Raw genomic sequence first — 19,713 nt, 5'->3', positions numbered from 1 at the left:
GATTCTGTGTTACATCACAGTTTGTTGTTAATCGCGTAGGAATACTTTCAAGTTATGGCATTTGCTCCTGGAGGGAGTCTGTACATTGCCAAGTGGCGAATTAGTATTTGCCGCAATGAAGGCCAAAACAGAGAGTGATCTTGTGCCCATCGATAAATATAAAACGCTGAATCGCGCAACCACAGAAGACAAGTTGCAGTTCGATGCGATTCGCCACATTGACACCCTGCGCCCGCGCTTACATATCACGCCGCCGCACGGTTTATTGAATGATCCTAACGGGTTCTGTTATTTCAATCAGACGTACCATTTGTTCTACCAATGGTTTCCGTTCGATACCTTCCACGGTATGAAGCATTGGATGCATGTGACCTCCACCGACTTGTATCAGTGGCAGGAGCAGGGATGCAAAATTACCCCAACCGAAGCCTATGAATCGCACGGTGCTTATTCAGGGGCGGCGCTGGTGGAAAACGATCAGGCGTATCTGTTCTATACCGGCAATATCAAAAGTGGCCCAGAGCCCGATGCCACGCGTGAAGCCAGCCAGTGTATGGCGCTGCTTGGTGCGGATAATCAGGTGCAAAAGCATGGACTGAACCCGCTGATCCCAGCGGTGCCGGACGGTTACACCGGCCATGTGCGTGATCCGAAAGTGGTGAAGGTCGATGGCGGGTATTACATGTTGCTGGGTGCCCAGCGCGCAGCGGATCTGAGCGGTACCATTGTGGTGTATTTCTCGGAGAATTTGCTCGACTGGACGTTTAAAGGCGAGCTGACCATTGCCGATCAGGCCAGTGTGTTGCGCCCGACCCAAGCGTCATTTTCACAAGCCTACATGTTTGAATGCCCGGATTTCGTGCAGGTTGATGGCCATGACGTGCTGATTTTCTCACCGCAAGGGATGGAGAAAGACGGCCACCGTTTCCACAACCGTTACCATGTGGTGTATTGCACCGGTGTGATGGATTGGGACAGCCTGACCTTCAGCGTCGGTCACTGGGATGAATTGGATCGCGGTTTTGATTTTTACGCACCTCAGACGATGGCGAACGCACCGGAGCACCCAACCTTGATGGCGTGGGCGGGGACGGATGACGATTTGCCCTCGGCGCAATATGGATGGATTAACTGCCTGACCGCCCCGCGCACGCTGCGGGTAGAAAATGGTCGTTTATGCCAGCGTCTGGTCAATGTGGATCGCTATGTCACTGAGATGGTAACAAAAACAGTGACAGATACAGAAACACTGCCGTTGGACAGTCTGTCTTTCTTACTGGATGTGGATTGTCACGCTCTGTCGGGGCGAATGAGCTTAGCGTTAGAGGATGCCGAGGGGCGTCAGTTGGTGCTGACAGTGGATAACGCCACTCAGACGGTGACGCTGGATCGCCTGGAATACGCTCACCATGAAGCGGATTGGACTTTTGGCCACGTGCGCAGCACGGTGTTGGAGCGTCCTTGTGATCAGGTGCTGATTATGTGTGACCAAAGCATTCTTGAAGTCTTTATTAATGACGGTGAAGCGGTGTTTACCGCGCTTTTCTTCCCGCAGGATTGTGCGCATCACTTGTCGGTGAATATGGCATCCGATACAGCAATCACCTTGAATCTGCACTATTTACATCAATCTCGTTAGGCGACATGGCATGAACTATATCCAAATTACAAAAGATATTCTTGAGAGTATCGGCGGCGTAAGCAATATCAAAAATGCGGAACACTGTGCGACCCGTTTGCGCATCATCCTTAATGACAATGAACTTGTTGATGTGGCGAAAGCCAAAAACATCGATAAGGTGAGTGGGTACTTTTATCAGTCGGGCCAGCACCAGTTCATTATCGGCACGGGCAAAGTCAGCCACGTATTCGAGGCAATGAAACAAGCATTGGGCGGCCAGTTAGACAATCAGGATTTCAAACAAGACGCCTTTGCTGACCTGAATCTCGGTCAGAAAGTGGTGCGCACCTTGGCAGATATTCTGATCCCACTGATCCCGGCATTGGTGACCACCGGTCTGTTGATGGGTCTGCGTGGCATGTTGCTGCACTCGGGCGTGGAATTCTCGCCGCAGACGTTGGCGTTATTCAGCATGTTGACTGACACCGCATTTGCTTTCTTGCCGGTGTTGATTGCCTATTCTGCCGCAAAGAAGTTTGGCGGGAATGCCATTATTGCCATCGTTGTCGGTTTGATGATGGTGGCGCCACAATTGCCGAATGCCTGGGCGGTGGCCAGTGGTGCCGCAGAGCCGATGATGGTATCGCTGTTAGGGTTTAATTTCCCGTTAATTGGCTATCAGGGCACGGTGTTACCCGCGATTTTTGCCGGTTGGTTTGTGTCGTACCTTGAGCGTAACTTGCGCCGATTTGTGCCAACCAGCATGGACTTAATCGTCACCCCGTTTGTGACCATCACCATTGCGATTGCGGTGATTTTGTTTGCTTTTGGTCCACTGTTACAAAGCATCGAACACGGTTGTACTTTACTGGTCCGTGCCGCGTTGGATCTGCCACTGGGCGTGGGCTACATGTTGTTTGGTGCAGTGCAGCAGTTGATTGTGATCACCGGTTTGCATCACGCATTGGGTGTGGTTGAAATCGGCTTGTTGAATGACACAGGCGTGAACCCGCTACAACCGTTGTTGACTGCTTCAATGGCCGGTCAGTTTGGTGCAGCGATTGCAGTGGCGACTTTGCTGAAAAACAAAGTGAAGAAGAGTAATGCTTACAGTGCATCAATGTCGTCGCTGTTTGGTATCACTGAACCGCTACTGTTTGGTGTCAACCTGCAATACGGCAAAGTCTTCGTGTACGGCATGGTTGGTGGTGCGGTCGGCGGCTTGGTAACTTACCTGCTGAACGTGACGGCATCAGGCATGGGTATTACCTTCCTGCCGGGTATCTTGTTGTACTCACAGTCGTTGAGCGCTGCGGCGGGTTATTTGGCCGTGATTATCAGTGCCTTTATGACCGCGTTTGTACTGACGCGCCTGTTTAACCCAGTCAAAAATGTCGCGCAGTAAGACGCATAACGAGGACAAAATCATGGCAAAAGTATGGTTAACCGGCGATGCCGTTGTGGATTTGATCCCTGCCCATAACAGTGACACGTACTTAAAGTGTGCGGGTGGTGCACCCGCGAACGTGGCAGTCGGTATCGCTCGTCTGCAAGGGGAGTGTGGGTTTTTCGGGCGTGTTGGCAATGATCCTTTTGGTCGCTTTATGCGTGATACTTTGGCGGGTGAAAACGTCAATGTCGATCACCTGATATTGGATGCGCAGCAACGCACTTCGACCGTGTTGGTGGATTTGGATGAAAGCGGCGAGCGCACCTTTACCTTCATGGTGAAACCGAGCGCGGATCAGTTCATGCAACCCCAAGACACACCGACATTTAAACACGGTGAGTGGTTACACACCTGTTCGATTTCATTGGCGAATGAGCCAAGCCGCAGTACCACTTTAGCGGCCTTGGCTTCCATGAAAGCGGCAGGGGGCTTTGTGAGTTTTGACCCTAACTTGCGCGAAGAAGTGTGGCAGCAACCTGCGGATCTTCGCGACGTGGTCATGCAAGGCGTGGCGCAGGCCGATGTGGTGAAGTTCTCTGAAGAAGAGCTGCTGTTTTTGACCGAGACGGACAGCCGAGAAGCGGGCCTTGCTGCCTTAGCACCATTGGCGATCCCCTTGGTGATGATCACTTTGGGTGCGGAAGGAGCCTTGGTGGTGATGAGTGATGCCATTGCCGAACGTAAAGAATCACAAACCGTGATTCAGGGGATTTCGGTGGATGTGGTGGACACCACCGGTGCCGGTGATGCGTTCGTGTGCGGTGTGCTGGCGTATCTTGCGCAACACCGCGATTGGCAGCAGGCGGCAATCATTACTCGCGCCATTCAGTGGGGCAACATTTGCGGTGCGTTAGCGACCACCCAAAAAGGCGCAATGACCGCCTTGCCAACGCAATTGGCATTGCTCGCACACTTATAACGATGTTGGTGTTCCCCCGCTAACATGAAAAAGACAACCCGCCTCATGTTCCGTGAGGCGGGTTTTTATTTAATCAGCTGTCGTGCAATCGACGAAACACAGCGTTGTGCGGTAGGGCTCACGCCGGCCAGTACGGTACTGCCAAGATATCCGGCACGTCGATCCGCAATGCTCTGGTTTGATGGACAAGGCTTACCATCGGCAATGAACCCTTCGACCAATGGTCGAATACCCGCTTCTAAGTGATTGATCATTCGTTTGCTCTAAGGACTATTTTTCGCCGCGTAGGGTATAGCAACGGTAATCCTTGTATATAAACACAGTAAAAAAAGAGTGATGTCTGTGAGCAGAAAACAGAGTCAGGAGGCGCGAGTCACCAGTACGCCGAATTTGATGGTAGGTGATGGAGGGTGCTACGTGGTTTTTGCTCCGTTGTAAGCTAGACTTTTTACTCATTCACACCTGGTTTATGAGCTTTTACATTACTAAAAGTTATCCATTTTTCTAATGTAGCTCGTTGTGAATCCACGTGTTGTATTTCGGGGAAGGGGGACTATCCACTAAATTATCAATCTTTTGCAAACTTCCTTCCCTGCTCGTGACTTTATAAATATAAACACATGCTAAAATTTTGAACTAGCTAATTTACGATATACACTTGCATCTTCTTACTCAGATTCGATTATCGTCATGGAGACAATATGTACATTCCTTCAAGGTTTCTGTTCCAACAAATAGTATCGGAAAAAGTGGGTGTATTTTGTGAGTCAAATTCTATTGGAGATAAAGCGATTATTGCTAAATTGCCTACATCAACAATCAAAGCTATAGCTCTAGGCGCCAAGGTGGAGTTTTTGGTCTTTCTTAGCGAATATACTATGAATTCACGATATATTGCCTTAGCCCTGAAGGTATACGATGTGGTAGGCAATCCATTTCATGCGATTTTACCGTTAAGGTGGGAAAATAAGAACAACATGTTCACTTCTGGTTTTTTTAACAAAGAATTAGAAATATCCATTTTTGACGATACTGACGCTTCTGTGCTAAATGGCAATATTCGGATAGAGACAAATTTCAAGAATAAGCGTTTGTTACATTTATTAGAAAGTTTTCAACTTGAGTCGTCAGATAATTTCACGCAAACGAATCGTTTTATGGATTTAATTTGTTCAACAATTACTGATAATTCCCCAACAGCTATTACAACGTTTAAATTTAAAGTTTCTCTATCACAAATAAAATCTATGCTTACATATCATTTAAATGAACAAGGGTTTACTAGCTATGATGTAATGTCGGATATCGATGGTACACGTCAAGAGCGACAGACTTATCAGGCTCTTTGTTTGATGAGAAATTCGCAGACATATCTTTCTCCTTTGGTGAAAATTGGTTCGAAAGAACGTGAATTGACTGATGTCTTAACTATTATGGATAACGGTGGTGTGATTGTTTTAGAGTCTAAATGTCTTCAAATGAATTTTGATAGCTTATCTAAAAACCTAGTAAAGACCTCGTCAAATTTAATCAAGCATTGTAAGAAAGCAATTGGTCAGATTGAAGGGAGTTATAAGGCTATAAAACGTGGTGAAAACGTTTATACTGATAAAAGTGAAACTCTTACTTTCAATGCTCAATCTAAGTGTTATGGCATCGTTTTAATTGATGAATATCGTCACTCTAATGATTGGGGGGACATTATTAAATATTTAAAAGAAGTTAGTGAGAAACACAATATTATCATCAATATTGTGACCATTTCTGAACTGATTTACACAATGAAATTGTCATGTTCATGCATCGAAAACTTCGCTTTATTATTAGAAAAACGTTATGAGCTTTGCACTAAGGAAGAAGTAATTGATGTTAGTTTCAGAGATTGTTTTTTGCCACAATTACCTTAACATTCAACAACAAGCAATAGGGTCGCATCTTGCCTTTTGCCTGTCACTCTAAATGAAGCCAGCGACCAACCCCTCTTCTTTTATGACAGGTACACCTTGCGGCCACGTAGTGTTGATGTTCCGACATCCCACCCAGCATATCATCAAGGTTGAAATGCGTGGGTGCATGTCGGTTGTAGGTTAAATCACATTGCCGATCATTCAAAACGGACTCGGACAATGCCCATGCATAGGCTCGCCGGTCGCCGGATGAATAAAGTCAATCTCACTGGCATGCAGCATTAACCGCGTGGTATGGAAAAGTGTGTTATCCGCATCCAAGTAGGTACGCGATTCTGGGGTGTTATAAAGATCGCAGCCTAAAATAGGATGGCCAAACTCAAGGCTGTGGATCCGCAGTTGATGAGTACGGCCTGTCACCGGGCTGTATTGCACTAACGTTCTTGCTGGGCTATCCAAACGCTCGATAACCTGATACTCACTGATGGCACTTTTGCCTGTCTCGTGACAAATCTTCACGCGAGGAAACAGGGCGGCATCTTTGGCGATGGGTGCAGAGATTTGGCCGCAGTCCGTATCCACCCAGCCTGCTAACATCGCAAGGTAACGCTTTTTCACGGTTCGAGCTTGAAACTGCTGATTCAGACTTTTTGAGGCCGCAGGGTTAAGTCCCACCACCATAATGCCGGATGTGCCGAGATCTAATCGATGTGGCAACTTGGCCTCTGTAAATGCCGGTGTTGCCTTTTCTGTCAGGGTTGTGCTTTGGCCGTTCACTAAACGGTAATGCACGGAATCCCAGTTCAGCGGATTTTTGCCGGATAAACTGAGTAACCCACTGGGCTTATTAATCAATAAAATATCATCATCTTGATACAGGATCTCGACGCGACCCTGGCACGTTGGTGCCACAAAATGATCAATGATTTCACTCGAGATAGACGCGTCAGATGTCGACATATAAGGGGGGCCTAGTGCAATAACAAAGAAAGGCCCTGATTATAGTGTTGTTAGGGGCGTTGGCTACCGCTTTGTTCGATGACTCAATGCGGATTCTCTGACTTCGCTTTGGCATATTGCATCCACACATGGCATTGAATGAAATACAGCACCAGGCCATAAACGCTGAGCAGCAAAGCAAGAAAGAGAAAGTCGGTGTAAAGGCGACACAGCACACTGCCAATCATCAGTGTCGCCATGGTGCGGGTGAACTTCGGTTGCGGATCAAACCGCATCGCAGGCCAATACATCATAAATTTAGCGGTAAAAATCACGTACACGATGTCATTAACAACGTCCATGTTGCCTCCATCCAATCGAATGCCATTCTACTTTCACTATATATCTCAACAGGGTATGGAGACTGGGTGTGTAGTTGATGTGTGGTTGATTTTTGTACAATTGCGAGTGGCGTCATCCTGTGATGCGTCGCCGCCACCCGTGTTTACATTTCCCGTTATAACCTGATGCAGTGATGGTGTTCTTCAGTCCTTCATGTCCTTGCTTAAAGATGCCGGACAGGGAGGGTCAAACGTCTGAAGGGCATCCAAATCATCGTTCGTGCGGGCAAACAGACGATTGGTGCCTAAACGGTAGTAGAGTGCGCGATAAATGGTATTGGCGAACAGAGTAAGTGGGGAATCTTGAATGATACCTTCTCTGAACAGGTATTTTGTACAGGCTTCAAAGGCGGTAATACTGTTGAGCTTTTGGGCGGCCTCTTTCGGTGATATCGCGATGGTGTCATCAAGGACAATCCTGTAAAGATCATCGTATTCATGGCTGATACTGAGCGCCATTTGAACAAAAACGGGATTGTCATATTGGGTTAATACCGCCTGTTTGTAGCTATCACGAATACCGTCGCCATCGTTATCTAGCCCGCGAACGGTCTCAAGAGATTTCGGATTGTCATTGGGAACGGTATCTGTGATGGGAGAGGTGGCAGGAGTGAGATCAACATTAACGAGCTGTCGCCATGAGGAAGATGCATGATGGGGATATTCACCTTTTATCGGCCACTGAGCGACATAGACGCGTCCCTTAAAATCGATGATGTCTCCCACACGGTAGGCGGTCTCATGATCATAAATATCAATGGTGTCTTTGGTTGTATAGAGCCAGCCATCCCAGACGAAATCATTCACTTCGGGGGCGTTGCCCTGATTTCGGTGTGAAGCCACGAAGGTGTTACCGTGATGGCTAATCAGGCTGCCTGCCGTATAGACGGTGCTTTCATCCCAGATTTCCGTTGCTAGCGACATGGCGGGGACAGCGAATCCCAGTGTGAGGGCAACCAGTCCTTTCTTCATGTGTTATTTCCTTTCTGTGCTTACATTCATGTGGTCATGCGACGGATGCGAGTGCCTTGTTTTATACATAGTGCGATCAAGAGAAGGGGGGGGAAGAGAGATGTGAACAAGTGCGAGTCAGTTCATCTTGTGATAAGAAACTTTGTGCTTTGCTTTTCACCACACAACCACCATACGCATAATGGCCGGATAGCGCAGGCGATAGATGGCAAAGGAAATTAGGCATGGCATGGAAGAAACGGTTAGCACTGGGCGTCGGAAGCGTATTGGCGGCTGGATTGCTGATACCTGCTACAACAATGATCCCCGTACAAAATGCGCAGTGTAATGATTGGAATCACGAAACCTTTTGGTATGAACCGTGGGGATCGTCAGGGACGCACAAGGGGATCGACATTTTCGCCAAGCAAGGCACGCCCGTGATCGCGGCCAGCAGCGGGTTGGTGCTGTATGCCGGCCAGTTACCGAAAGGCGGCAACGTGGCGGCGGTGCTGGGTCCCAAATGGCGGGTGCATTATTACGCGCACATGGCATCCGGTGCGGTGTCGGTGGGCGATTGGGTATCGGCCGGTGAGATCATGGGGACGGTAGGCCAAACGGGCAATGCCAAAGGCAAGCCGGCGCACTTACATTATTCGGTATTGAGCGTGGTGCCTTACCCATGGTTGATCACCACACAAACCCAAGGCTGGAAGAAGATGTTTTATCTCGATCCTGCCAAGGCATTTGAACGCTGTCAGGGTTAATGGGGCAGGGTTAATCGATGCATGGTATGAAACGCATAATACGAGTAGCTATCGTACTGGGGATCTTGTTGCTGAGTTATGTCGGCTACGTGGCAGGCAGCATTGCGTGGTATGGCGAGCGCACCTTAACCGCCTCCTCCCATTTAGTGCGTGATGTCGATATCAAGACTCATAACAAAGCTGACTCCAAGACCAAGACCAAGACCAAAATCAGAACCAATACAGCGCCCTTGGCCGATGCGGCGATTGTGTTGGGTGCTGCAGTATGGGATGGCCAACCTTCACCTGTGTTTGAAGAACGGATCAAACACGGGATCTGGTTGTATCAGCACCAACGGGTTAATACCTTGATTTTCACTGGTGGCGTTGGTGCGGGGGATACCCAATCGGAAGCGCAGGTGGCAAAAGGGTACGCTATCGCGCACGGTGTGCCTGCGTCGGCTATTTTGCTGGAAGGGCGTTCAAAATATACCCGTGAAAATTTGCGGTTCATCCAACCTGTGATCGTCGAAGCGGGTGTCCAGACGGTGCTGATTGTCAGCGATCCACTGCACATGAAACGCGCTATGCGCATGGCGGTCGATTTGGGGTTGCAGGCCAAACCCTCTCCCACACCCACGACCCGTTATCAAAGCGTGAAAGCTAAAGCGAAGATGTTGTGGTCTGAAACCAAGTATTACTTGGGGTATGTGTGGTTTGGTTAATGTTCAATACGGGATCCACACAATCGGTGAATCCCGCTTGTTTCTACTTATTCACTGTGTTGGCGCTTTTTGTGGCGGTATAAATCCATATCCGCATCATGGATGGCGCTGTTCAGGGCGTCATAAGTATCAAATGCTGCCATACCGGCTGAGAGGCTGACGAAAATTGCATCTTGAACGGGCGTGGTGGCGAGTGCGCTGTGTACCTTATCCAGTTTTCTTTGGATGTTGAGTAGGCTGTCGTTGATCGCCACCACGATAAATTCATCCCCGCCGTGGCGAATCACAATGTCTTCATCCGTAAAGTTGTCTTGCAGCGTTTTCGCAATATGAGTGATGGCTAAATCGCCCATGGTGTGGCCGTAGCTATCGTTGATCTGTTTGAGCTTGTTACCATCAAGGGCAATGAGAACGTGACTCTTTGATGTCGCCAGCCGCTTTTTCAATTGTTTGGATGTGAGTATTTTCCGGTTATAGCATCCTGTTAGTTCATCCGTCATGCTGTCACGTTCGAGTTTTGATTGGACGGTTTTTTTCCTGTTATACAGTGCAACCAGATAGAAAAAAGAGCCAAACATAAAGGCCGATGCCAAACAGAACAGCACAATAGGCAGATAGGAAATATAGATCACCATGGTGGCATTGCTGTCGATCGGGAACGTCATCTGCTGAGAGAAGGCGGTTGACTCGGTAAAATTGTGCAAATTCAGATACAACATGCCATTTTCCATACGATACGAAAAATGGGCTAATGACGTCATATGAATTTCTGATAAATGAATATCAGTCTGTACATCACCAATATTCTTATCATGAAGATAAATAGGGGAAATTAAAGTAATTGTTAAAATATTGGTATCTTTATCAATGTGAGGCTCACTGAAAATAAGATCATCATTTAAGTCAGCAGAATGAGTGTAATTGGTGCAAGCACGAAACTTTATACAATATTCCTCTGTGAACAGATACTTAATGTCATAACTCCCTTGTTCTAAGAAGTGCATCGGTCTTGATGAGATAATCGTGTTATAGGGATGCAGTTTGATATAAATTAAATCAAACAAAGACAACCAAGAGGGTTTATGTTTATAGATTTTTTGTGATTCATCATAAATTGATTTGATGACATCATTGTTCATCGCTTTTTCAATATCGCTACTATAGATATTCCCCGTAAACTGGACATGTTGTTTCGGTGTGTTATCCGCAACTTGTGAAATAAACTTTGAAAACAGATAGACCTGTGCCTTGTTTGATTCAAAGGTATGACTTACATGCGAATATTTGTCACTATAATGTTCAAAATATAAGTAGCTGAATATGATTGTTGCAATTAATGTGAAGTTAAAGGCAATGAAGCAATACTTCGGGTTATGTTTTACTGGCATTTCTTTTTATTTTTTATTGAGCACTGTGGCTAATAATAACGTTTTCAGCACATGAGAGAAAGGTATTCATGCACTTGTGTGCCTATTAAGCATGTTTTAGCTGTGCCAGTACGCGGTTTTTGTCCCCATCCAAGACTACTGTGCCGTTATCAATCACGATAATGCGGCTAACTGCGTCTAACAAGCTGGTTTTGTGCGTAAACAGCACAATGGTGTGGGTATCATCTAACCCCATAAGGTGTTTCTTTACGTGTAATTCTGCGGCGTTATCCATTTGGCTGGTGGGTTCATCCAAAATCAATATTTTCGGCTGGCGCAACAAGGCGCGGGCCAGACCAATAGCTTGTCGCTGTCCGCCGGAGAGTTGCAGTCCGCCTTCACCCACCTGGCGATCTAACCCGTCGGGCGCGTGTTGGGTAAAGCGGGTGACGCCGGCTTGTTCACACGCTTGCAAGATACTGGCGTCAGACGCTTGTGGGTGCCCGAGCGTGATGTTGTCTCGAATGCTGCCGTAAAACAGGGTCACGTCTTGCGGCATACAGCCGATTTGTCGCCGCAGCGCCAGAGGGTGTAACTGGTGAATGTCGGTGTGATCAAATCGCACGGCACCACCGGACGGGGAATACAGGCCACACAACAAGCGTTGCAGGGTCGATTTGCCCGCGCCGATTTTGCCAATAATCGCCACTTTCTCGCCTGCAGCAACCGACAGAGTGATCCCGTTGAGTACGGGACGAGGGGGCATGGTACCGTTAGATAGCGACATTGAAGCCGCTGGATAGGCAAAGTGCACATCTTCGCAGGCCATAGTGCCAGTGAGATCTGGCTTGTCGAGGTAGTGGCGGTTAGGTGTCACTTCTTCCGGCATCGCCATGATGTCATTGATGATGGCGTAGGCGGAGGTTGCTTGCTGGTAACGGGTCGAAAGTTGGGCCAGTTGCACCATTGGCGCAATGGCACGGCTGGTGAGCATCGACACCGCAATCAGGCCGCCGACCGTTAACTGTCCGGCGGCAATCAAATAGACCCCCACCACAATTACTGCCACGGTTACGGTTTGTTGGGTAAAGCCTGACCAATGGTTGAGCGCATCGGTTAAGCGGCGGGATTTCACACCCCAGTTGGCCATGTGCGCGATGGCTTGTTCCCATTGGTATTGAAAGTGGTGTTGCGCCCCTTGTTGGCGCACGGTTTCTAATCCCGCGAGGCTTTCAATCAGGTTAGCGTGTTTCTGACTGGACAGTTTCGATCCTTGTTCGATGCTGGCGCGCAGTGGCCGTTGGATCAGCCAGCTAAAGAGCGCTAATAGCACCATGGCGATAACGGGCACCCACACCAACGGGCCGGCAATGGCGGCGATCACAGCCAAAAACAGCAAGGCAAAAGGCAAGTCAATCAAGGCCGCAACCGTGGCCGAGGTGAACAGGTCACGAATGGATTCAAACTCCTGCAAATGACGGGCAAAAGCACCGACAGACGGCGGTTTGGCGGCCAGTTTAATCGCCATGACTTTGCGATAAATGGCCGATGACATCAGCAAGTCGGCTTTCTTACCCGCAATGTCGAGAAAGTGGCTGCGCAGCCCTTTAAGCAGTAAATCAAACCCAAAGATGATCGCCATGCCGCTGACCAGCACCCACAACGAATCAAAGGCTTGATTGGGCACCACTTTGTCGTACACCAAACGGGTAAAGAGCGGGGTCGCAATGGCAAACAGGTTGATCAAGATAGAGGCAATCAACACATCCTGATAGATCCCTTTGGATTGCCATAAGGTGTGCCAAAACCAATGGTTTTTCGCCGCATTGCGTCCGTTTTTCTCATGGGGTTCGGCACTGCGGTCATCAAACTGAAATTGCGGTTTAAGCAAGAAAACCCGTTGCTGAAATTGATCATCAAAGGCTGAAAAGCTGACCCAGTATGCGTCATCGTCATCTTGCGATGCTTTTGCAGCGGTGTCCTGCGACTGCGACTGCGACGGTAAGGCGGGCGTGGGCGAAATCAATAGCTGCTCGTGCTCGCTATCTACCGCTAAAATGACACAGGCATGTTGGTCGGCCAGTTGCGCCACCAGCGGCAATAACATGGGCGTAAACTGGGCAACCGTGAAGGCGCAATCGGTGGCGTCGAATCCTGCATTGTTGGCCGCCTGCACCAATAAATGGGGCGGTAAAATGCCGTTTTGGAGCGGTAACCCTGCCAGCAAACTGTCCGGTGAGGTCGGCAATTGATAATGGCGACAGACGATGATTAGGGCCTGTAATAGCGGGTCTGCATGCATTGCACCGGCATGTGTGGCGTGCGACGGGTCTGAATGTGCGCTGTCGGGACATTCGTTAGGGCGATCATCAGAAAAAGAGGTATCAGTCATGGCGTGGCTCCATCGCAAAGCCCTGCATGGCGTCGACGCCCAATGCCGTCAGGGTTTGACGTTGCGTATGCGTTTCCACCCGAGTGGCAATGGTCATTATGCCCAGGTGTTTGGCATTGCGGGTAAGGGCGAGCAGGGCATCTTTTTGCACGTCATCCTCCAGTCGGCGGGTATAGGCAAAGTCGAGTTTGACATAGCGCGGGTGGTAATGGCGCAGGTAACTGACCGAGTTGAAGTGCGAGCCATAGTGGTCGATGCCATAGGTGAAATGGTGTTTATCCAGTAATTGGCAAAGTGCCTGTGCGACGCGGGGCGCATGGATAAAAATGCTTTCCGGAAGCTCAAAAATGAGTTGCTGACTCAAGGTTGGATGCTCGCGCAGGTAGTCATCCAACCAAGGTAAGAAGACGCCGTCTTGCAAGGTGTGGTTGGCGATATTGACCGCAATGAAGGCCGACAGGTTCGACAGTGATTGTCCCGTCATGGCGATGACATGGCAGTCAAACGCGGTGGTTTTTCCTAGGGCTTCTAATGCGGGTAAAAATTGGCTGGCCCGGTAGGTTTTGCCTTGGCGGTTAATCGCCGTGAACAACTCTTTGTGTACGTTATGGCCGGTGGGCAAATACACGGTTTGATAGGTGGCCTCAATGGTGTGGTCGGCCATTGCTTGTTGACATAATTCCCACCACTGCTGTTTTCCCCATTGGTGTTGTTCCACATGCAGATCATTGCCGATGATGGCGACGTGATCGCTGTGTTGTTGCGCCAAGCTAAGGGCATTGTCACATTGTGCCAGCAGTTGTGGCACGCTGAGGGCACGAGAATGGTGTGCGCTTGACGTGTCAGGCGTGGCAGTCGCCGTGTGATGCGTCACAATGCCTGCGCTGATATGCCCTTCAACATCCAGCGCCAGTGTGTGTTGAATGGCGGTGAGATCGGCAACCAACGTGCGAGCCAGTGTCAGCAGGGCATCGGTATCCGCATCAAAGATGATCAACAAAAACTCAGAGTGACTGAGCCGCCCGACATGGCAACATGCGATGGTGCGCTGGGTCTGCACAGTGGTTTGTATGGCGGCTTGTATGGCGGCTTGATTGAGTGCTTTTCCCAATGCCTGCGTTAGTTGTGCGGCTTGCTCATAGCGATTGGCATGGCGCAAATGCTGAATCGCATTGGCTTTGATCATGATCAGCCCGCCTTGCATATCTGTCGGTAGTGTTTCGTCCAGTTGCAACAATATCCAACGGCGGTTACCCAAACCGGATTCCGGATCTTGATAGGCGCGTTTGCGCAGCACATCGGCTTCCTGCGCTTGTTGCGTCTGGTGTGCCTCTAGTTGTTTACTCATGTGATTAAACGCGGTGACCACGGTGTGTAATTCTCGGGTTGCAGGCGGTTCAAGTGGTGAGCCAAAATCGTTGTTGGCGATGCGTTGAGTATGGGCTTCTAACTCACTGAGCGGACGTTTGACCAAACGGTCGAGCAAGGTTTTGAGGAGCAGTAAGCCAATCAATAAACAACCGGTAAAGGTGTAGAGCAGGTTGATGCTGCTTTGCCACAGTTTGTTGTAAGCCATGGCCGGTTGGGTAGTGACAGACAGCGTACCCAGTTGCAGCCAGCCACTGGTGAGGGTGGTGTTGCGGGTCAGGGTGGGGATATCTATCCACCGCTCAAAGAAAGCCGGAACGTGATCGGGACTGGCCGGGTATTGGCGGGTGATCTCGGCTTCAGGTTCGAAAATCTTTAAGGTGATTTGTTGGTAATAACTGCCGTCAAACACCGCATTCACGGCGGTTTCTATGGCGACCGTGTCACCACTCTCGATGTAGTGTGATAGCGGCAAGCCGATGGCCTGAACGGCGTTATCGAGTTCGGCACTTTGTTGTTCAATCAAAAAGTCCCGAGTGCTGTTCAGTTGGCTGTAAAAAATCACCGCCAGCAGGGCGACGAATAATAACAGTAGCCAAAGGAACAAGCGGGTATACAGGGTCATGCGCGCAGGATCTCCGGTGCATTATTTGGGTGCAAGACGCGAGGGGGCAACCACGTGTACGGGGTGATCACGGGTTGGGCCAGTTCTTGGCGACGAAAGCGATCACGCAGTTGTTCCCATTTTTTGATCTGACGGGCCTGGCCGACGGCTTTCCCTTCGCCGCGTTGTTTCATTAACCACAATTGGCTGCCGTTGAAGCTGTAGATGGGCTGTAAGTCACGGCGCTCTGTGGCGCGTAAAATCTGCGGGGTGAGGTTATCCAGCAGCAAAGGCACGGCCGCCGGTGTCGGGTAATAGGCCAGCACCATGTGGAACTGGTTCAGTTGTAACGCTTTCACGTAAATCAGGCGCAGCTTGTCATCCGCCACACCCAATTCACGCAGGGAAAAATACTTGGCGATACTGTAGTCTTCACAATCGCCGGCACCGACCCCTAAAAACTCCAGCGGGGTGGCCCAGTAATCTTCTTTGCCCCACACTATGGGATCGTCTAAGAATACCAAGCGGTTATAGAACTGATTGACCGACTGCAGCAGGTATTGGTCAGCCGGCTTGGTCTGTTCGGTTTTCACTTGTGTTTTCACTTGGTTTTTCACTTCAGTGAGCAGTTGTCGCCAGTGGATCACTCGTTGGCTGGCGGGATCGCCGTAGGCCAGTTGTACCCGTAGTACGCTTTGTTGTTCTTCCGGGCTGAGCGTCTTCGTGGAGGGCGTGACAGCTTCTGCCGCATTGGCAGAGAGCCACAGCACCAGCAAAATGAGCCAAGTGATTAAGTTGGAAAAGAAAGTCATCATGGTTAGGGCTCCGTTGACTCGGTGCGCAGCGAGAAGATGGTCCATTCATTGAGTACGCTGCCGCGCTCGCCCCGAACACGGGCGGTCACTCGGCGACTCAACGTATGGGATTCCTCTTCACTGGCAGCAGGAACGGGTTGGGTATCACCAAAGCCGACGGTACGGATCCGGGCAGGGGTAACGCCCAAGGCGATCAAGTGTTGCCGCACCACCTCGGCGCGGCGCTTCGATAACGCATCGTTATAGTCGTGAGCACCCACTTGGCTGGCATAGCCTTTGAGTTCAATATGGGTGTCAGGGTACGCCGCTAAAAACGCGGCCATGTGGTCTATTTGCGGCAGATACTCAGCGGGGATCACCGTGGAATCGTTAGCAAACAGAATGTGTAATTCGGTGTCATCGCTACGCTCGACAATGGTCGGGCAACCGTTGTTATCGACAATGGCCGCATGCGGGGTATTCGGGCAGCGGTCGCGGGCATTGATGACCCCATCACCGTCATCATCCAGTAAATCCCGCGACTGGTCGGCCACTGGCGGGGCTTCCGCCTCAAAACTGCATCCTGAGAGAAGCATAAACATGCAAAGCCACAGGCTGAGCAAACCCGTCAGTCGTCGTGCCTTTTGTGTGGATTGTCTGAATGATAGTGGTCGCATTCTCTCCTCCTAGCGTACCGGCGTTGACCATTGTGACGGCACATCCACCCGCATTTCATCCAGCAGTTGGCCGATGGCATTGAGCACGCGGTATTGGGCTAAAATGCCCGCATAGTGCGCATCCAAGTACGATTTGCGCGCATCAAACAACTCGTTTTCGGTGTTCAGCACATCCAGTAACGTGCGCTTGCCGATGCGAAATTGTTTTTCATAGGCGATCACCGTGCGGGCTGAGGCATCCACATGTTGTTGTAAAAACAGGGTCTGATTCAGGGCGAGTTCCATGCTGCTCCACGCCAGCTTGGTGCTTTCTTCCAGTTGGCGATAAGCCCGATCCCGCACATCTTTCGATTGGCTCAGTTCATAGGCCGCTTCCCGACTGTTCGCCATATCTGACCCGCCGTTGTAGAGGTTGTAACGCACCCGAATGCCGGCTTTGAATTCGTCCGTGTGGCCGGGGGTGCCGTCCAAATCTTCGCCCCATTCTTGCGAGGCCTCCAGCTCAAAGGTGGGGTAGAAATTGCCTTTGGTTTGCTTGTATTGGTAGTGCGCCGCATCAATGTCATTTTTGGCGACAGACAGCACCGGGTTGTTGTCGGTGGCACGGGCAATGGCGTCCGATAAGGTGGCAGGCAAATAGTTCTGATCCACTTCCGGTTTTTCCAGCTGAATGGCCGGGCTGCCTACCACGCGAATAAATTCACTTTTTTTGTCTTGCAGGTTATTGCCTGCGGCGATCATGTTGGCGTGCGAGCGGGCCAGTCGCCCTTCGATTTGTGCCAAATCCGCTGTCGAGCCAATGCCCGAATCGGTGCGCTTTTTGATGTCGGCGAAAATCCGTTCATGTACGGCGAAATTGTTCTGCGACAGGATCAACACTTCCTGCGCTTCGAGAATATCGAGGTACAGCTCGGTCACGCGCAGGGCTTTGTCTTGTGCATCGGCCAGCAGTTGGTAACGCTGGGCTTCCGCTTCGGCCTTGTTGCGCTGAATGTCGTGGTAGGTGATGGAGCCGTCCCAAATCAACTGGCGCAAACTGATGGTGGCGTCCAATGGCTCGTAATCGCCGGTGCTGTTGGTGCTGTTATCGTAATCTTCATAACCGGCGCCGGCAGAGACATCGACACTCGGCAAATAATCCCCTACCGAGGATCGCGTGGCTTCATTGCGGCTCATGAAGGTGTTGTAAGCACGTTTGATCTCGGGGTTGGTGGCCAGCGTGTCTGCCACCGCCTGTTCGAGGGACTGTGCCTGTACCGTCGCTGGGATCAGGCTGGCGCAGAGCAACGGTACGCGAATGACACGGGCGATCAGCGATGGGCGCATCGCGAGAATAGGTAAAGCTGCTGGGTGGCGGAAGACAGACATAGCGTTACTCCCTCAGTGCCGTTTGGCGTGCTCTGAGCACCGGATTAAGCAGATACTGCAAGACGGTTTGCTGACCGGTGATCACATCGGCAGAGGCCGTCATGCCCGGAATAATCGGCAGTATGGTGCCGTTTGCATCGGTAAAGTGCGGCTGGTCGGTACGGATCCGAACATGGTAGTAACTGTTGCCTTCGTCATCGACCAAGGTATCGGGGCTGATGTGTTCCAGTGTGCCGGTCAGGCCGCCGTATTGGGTAAAGTCGTAGGCGGTGAATTTGACAATAGCTTTCAGGCCGGGACGCAGAAAGCCGATGTCTTTCGGCGCGATTTTGGTTTCCACGATCAGCGCATCTTCATTGGGCACAATGTCGATCAAATCCATCCCTGGCTGTATCACGCCGCCCACCGTGTTGATGTGTATTTTCTGCACCGTGCCGTTGACGGGGGAGGTCACTACGGTGCGCGACACTTTGTCTTGTAAGCCAATGTGGGTCTGGCTCAGAGCGTCGAGTTTGTCGGCGGTCTGGTTCAGTTCGGCTTGCGTTTCTGAGCGGAAATTCAGGGCAATGTCTAACCGTTTGTAGATAGCCTCTTGGATGGCGGCTTGCAGGGCCGGAATGTGTAACTGGCTGTTGGTCATTTCGCGCCGCGCATCATTGACCTGTCGCTTGAGTTTGAGCAGTTCGACTTTTGGCACCACGCCTTCATCGGCCAAGGGTTTGGTGATGGTGTACTCTTCGTTCGCCAGCGCAAAACTGTGGCGTTGGTTGCTCAGGCGGGCTTTGGCTTGATCCCGCTCGCGCACTTTTTGTTTGATTTGCTGCGCGATCACCGACAACTGGTTATCCAAGCTGGCGAGGCTGTCACGAAATTCTGCCTGCTGGCGCGCCACTAGGGCGGGATGGTGTTGGCGCAGGGTCTCCGGAAAATGCAGTGTTGTGGGTTGCAGGGCGATGGAGTTACGCCAAGCCCGGGCGAGGGTGTTAGGCGCCATTTTGGTGGTCGTGACGCTGGCTAATAACGCCCGCAGGCGAATGGCATCGGCTTCTAATCCGGCCAGATCTTGATTGCGCTCTTCTGCATCGGAGCGAAAGCGGGTGTCGTCGATCTGCATCAACGGCTGGTTTACCTGCACCGTTTCCCCTTCGCCGATCAAAATGGCTTTCACGATGCCCCCTTCGAGATTCTGTACCACTTGCCGCTGAGAAGACGGGATCACTTTGCCGTGTCCCCGCGTCACTTGCTCCAGTGGTGCCTGCCATGCCCACACCCCGGCTGTCACGATGAATATCACCACCACCCACAACAGTGCCCGCGCGCGACGGGGCGCATGCTGCAAAAAGGCCGCTTGGGTGTCGTCAGCATACGCCAGCAGTGCCGGATCGACAGGGGCCGCGCGACGTTGGGCGTGCGGTGTTGGTGTTGACGGCGTCACGGGATTGGGCGTTTTCATGGTTTGACCAATATTGTGTGTTCAACGTGTG

General features: G+C 50.5%; 16 protein-coding genes and 1 pseudogene. 6 read left to right on the top strand and 11 right to left on the bottom strand.

Annotated elements, in window-relative coordinates; all coding sequences use genetic code 11:
- Positions 1-85: 85 nt before the first annotated feature.
- From ACSF8W_RS02835 to ACSF8W_RS02825, 3 genes are read left to right on the top strand one after another with little or no spacing between them, the layout of a single operon-like run.
- Positions 86-1,639, top strand: a complete 1,554-nt coding sequence (locus tag ACSF8W_RS02835) for a glycoside hydrolase family 32 protein (protein WP_500844840.1) — start codon at positions 86-88, stop codon at positions 1,637-1,639.
- A gap of 10 nt (positions 1,640-1,649) precedes the next feature.
- Complete coding sequence (locus ACSF8W_RS02830) at positions 1,650-3,026, top strand: PTS transporter subunit EIIC (RefSeq protein ID WP_500844839.1); 1,377 nt, start codon at positions 1,650-1,652, stop codon at positions 3,024-3,026.
- Positions 3,027-3,048: 22 nt separating this feature from the next.
- Positions 3,049-3,990: a carbohydrate kinase family protein gene (locus tag ACSF8W_RS02825; RefSeq protein ID WP_500844837.1), complete on the top strand. Its 942-nt coding sequence runs from the start codon at positions 3,049-3,051 to the stop codon at positions 3,988-3,990.
- A 113-nt stretch (positions 3,991-4,103) separates the two neighbouring features.
- On the opposite strand, the pseudogene ACSF8W_RS02820 reads toward ACSF8W_RS02825, so the two are convergent.
- A pseudogene (locus tag ACSF8W_RS02820) lies at positions 4,104-4,244 on the bottom strand (alpha/beta hydrolase); the annotation flags it as partial.
- Between the two features lie 447 nt (positions 4,245-4,691).
- On the opposite strand from ACSF8W_RS02820, the gene ACSF8W_RS02815 reads away from it, so the two are divergent.
- Positions 4,692-5,897, top strand: coding sequence for a hypothetical protein (locus ACSF8W_RS02815; RefSeq protein ID WP_500844836.1), 1,206 nt, complete (start codon positions 4,692-4,694; stop codon positions 5,895-5,897).
- Between the two features lie 201 nt (positions 5,898-6,098).
- On the opposite strand, the gene ACSF8W_RS02810 is transcribed toward ACSF8W_RS02815, so the two are convergent.
- From ACSF8W_RS02810 to ACSF8W_RS02800, 3 genes are all read right to left on the bottom strand, one after another.
- Positions 6,099-6,857: an RluA family pseudouridine synthase gene (locus tag ACSF8W_RS02810; RefSeq protein WP_500844834.1), complete on the bottom strand. Its 759-nt coding sequence runs from the start codon at positions 6,855-6,857 to the stop codon at positions 6,099-6,101.
- 83 nt (positions 6,858-6,940) lie between these two features.
- Positions 6,941-7,198 carry a hypothetical protein gene (locus ACSF8W_RS02805; protein ID WP_047874001.1) on the bottom strand — a complete coding sequence of 86 codons (258 nt, stop codon included), beginning with the start codon at positions 7,196-7,198 and terminating at the stop codon, positions 6,941-6,943.
- Positions 7,199-7,381: 183 nt separating this feature from the next.
- Positions 7,382-8,209 carry a hypothetical protein gene (locus ACSF8W_RS02800; protein WP_500844831.1) on the bottom strand — a complete coding sequence of 276 codons (828 nt, stop codon included), beginning with the start codon at positions 8,207-8,209 and terminating at the stop codon, positions 7,382-7,384.
- Between the two features lie 224 nt (positions 8,210-8,433).
- On the opposite strand from ACSF8W_RS02800, the gene ACSF8W_RS02795 reads away from it, so the two are divergent.
- Entirely contained in the window at positions 8,434-8,955 is a 522-nt protein-coding gene (locus tag ACSF8W_RS02795) for a M23 family metallopeptidase (protein WP_500844829.1), read from the top strand.
- Between the two features lie 26 nt (positions 8,956-8,981).
- On the top strand, positions 8,982-9,659 hold the full coding sequence (locus tag ACSF8W_RS02790) for a YdcF family protein (protein WP_500844828.1): 678 nt from the start codon (positions 8,982-8,984) through the stop codon (positions 9,657-9,659).
- A gap of 47 nt (positions 9,660-9,706) precedes the next feature.
- Here the strand turns inward: ACSF8W_RS02790 and ACSF8W_RS02785 are convergent, their stop codons facing one another.
- From ACSF8W_RS02785 to ACSF8W_RS02755, 7 genes are all read right to left on the bottom strand, one after another.
- Positions 9,707-11,047, bottom strand: a complete 1,341-nt coding sequence (locus ACSF8W_RS02785) for a sensor domain-containing diguanylate cyclase (RefSeq protein WP_500844826.1) — start codon at positions 11,045-11,047, stop codon at positions 9,707-9,709.
- Positions 11,048-11,132: 85 nt separating this feature from the next.
- Positions 11,133-13,328: a type I secretion system permease/ATPase gene (locus tag ACSF8W_RS02780; protein WP_500844999.1), complete on the bottom strand. Its 2,196-nt coding sequence runs from the start codon at positions 13,326-13,328 to the stop codon at positions 11,133-11,135.
- Between the two features lie 82 nt (positions 13,329-13,410).
- Positions 13,411-15,411 (bottom strand): bifunctional diguanylate cyclase/phosphodiesterase, encoded by a 2,001-nt coding sequence (locus ACSF8W_RS02775; protein WP_500844824.1) that lies wholly within the window; start codon positions 15,409-15,411, stop codon positions 13,411-13,413.
- On the bottom strand, positions 15,408-16,205 hold the full coding sequence (locus ACSF8W_RS02770; RefSeq protein WP_500844822.1) for a transglutaminase-like cysteine peptidase: 798 nt from the start codon (positions 16,203-16,205) through the stop codon (positions 15,408-15,410). Before ACSF8W_RS02770 ends, ACSF8W_RS02775 begins: the two co-directional genes overlap by 4 nt.
- Before the next feature lie 2 nt (positions 16,206-16,207).
- On the bottom strand, positions 16,208-16,861 hold the full coding sequence (locus ACSF8W_RS02765; RefSeq protein WP_500844821.1) for an OmpA family protein: 654 nt from the start codon (positions 16,859-16,861) through the stop codon (positions 16,208-16,210).
- A 9-nt stretch (positions 16,862-16,870) separates the two neighbouring features.
- The gene (locus tag ACSF8W_RS02760; RefSeq protein WP_500844998.1) at positions 16,871-18,187 is read right to left on the bottom strand and encodes a TolC family outer membrane protein; all 1,317 of its coding nucleotides are present in this window, start codon (positions 18,185-18,187) and stop codon (positions 16,871-16,873) included.
- A gap of 46 nt (positions 18,188-18,233) precedes the next feature.
- Positions 18,234-19,682 carry an HlyD family type I secretion periplasmic adaptor subunit gene (locus tag ACSF8W_RS02755; protein ID WP_500844819.1) on the bottom strand — a complete coding sequence of 483 codons (1,449 nt, stop codon included), beginning with the start codon at positions 19,680-19,682 and terminating at the stop codon, positions 18,234-18,236.
- Positions 19,683-19,713: the final 31 nt, after the last annotated feature.

It is taken from the genome of Photobacterium sp. 270122K, assembly GCF_059941365.1.
This window is presented reverse-complemented; position numbering and strand designations above follow the sequence as displayed.

What these genes read in the sequence shown, in the direction of transcription:
- ACSF8W_RS02805 (WP_047874001.1), bottom strand. Translation starts at nt 7,198, where the DNA reads ATGGACGTTGTTAATGACATCGTGTACGTGATTTTTACCGCTAAATTT.
- ACSF8W_RS02810 (WP_500844834.1), bottom strand. Translation starts at nt 6,857, where the DNA reads ATGTCGACATCTGACGCGTCTATCTCGAGTGAAATCATTGATCATTTT.
- ACSF8W_RS02775 (WP_500844824.1), bottom strand. Translation starts at nt 15,411, where the DNA reads ATGACCCTGTATACCCGCTTGTTCCTTTGGCTACTGTTATTATTCGTC.
- ACSF8W_RS02825 (WP_500844837.1), top strand. Translation starts at nt 3,049, where the DNA reads ATGGCAAAAGTATGGTTAACCGGCGATGCCGTTGTGGATTTGATCCCT.
- ACSF8W_RS02785 (WP_500844826.1), bottom strand. Translation starts at nt 11,047, where the DNA reads ATGCCAGTAAAACATAACCCGAAGTATTGCTTCATTGCCTTTAACTTC.
- ACSF8W_RS02770 (WP_500844822.1), bottom strand. Translation starts at nt 16,205, where the DNA reads ATGATGACTTTCTTTTCCAACTTAATCACTTGGCTCATTTTGCTGGTG.
- ACSF8W_RS02760 (WP_500844998.1), bottom strand. Translation starts at nt 18,187, where the DNA reads ATGCGCCCATCGCTGATCGCCCGTGTCATTCGCGTACCGTTGCTCTGC.
- ACSF8W_RS02795 (WP_500844829.1), top strand. Translation starts at nt 8,434, where the DNA reads ATGGCATGGAAGAAACGGTTAGCACTGGGCGTCGGAAGCGTATTGGCG.
- ACSF8W_RS02780 (WP_500844999.1), bottom strand. Translation starts at nt 13,328, where the DNA reads ATGCATGCAGACCCGCTATTACAGGCCCTAATCATCGTCTGTCGCCAT.
- ACSF8W_RS02765 (WP_500844821.1), bottom strand. Translation starts at nt 16,861, where the DNA reads ATGCGACCACTATCATTCAGACAATCCACACAAAAGGCACGACGACTG.
- ACSF8W_RS02755 (WP_500844819.1), bottom strand. Translation starts at nt 19,682, where the DNA reads ATGAAAACGCCCAATCCCGTGACGCCGTCAACACCAACACCGCACGCC.
- ACSF8W_RS02830 (WP_500844839.1), top strand. Translation starts at nt 1,650, where the DNA reads ATGAACTATATCCAAATTACAAAAGATATTCTTGAGAGTATCGGCGGC.
- ACSF8W_RS02790 (WP_500844828.1), top strand. Translation starts at nt 8,982, where the DNA reads ATGAAACGCATAATACGAGTAGCTATCGTACTGGGGATCTTGTTGCTG.
- ACSF8W_RS02815 (WP_500844836.1), top strand. Translation starts at nt 4,692, where the DNA reads ATGTACATTCCTTCAAGGTTTCTGTTCCAACAAATAGTATCGGAAAAA.
- ACSF8W_RS02800 (WP_500844831.1), bottom strand. Translation starts at nt 8,209, where the DNA reads ATGAAGAAAGGACTGGTTGCCCTCACACTGGGATTCGCTGTCCCCGCC.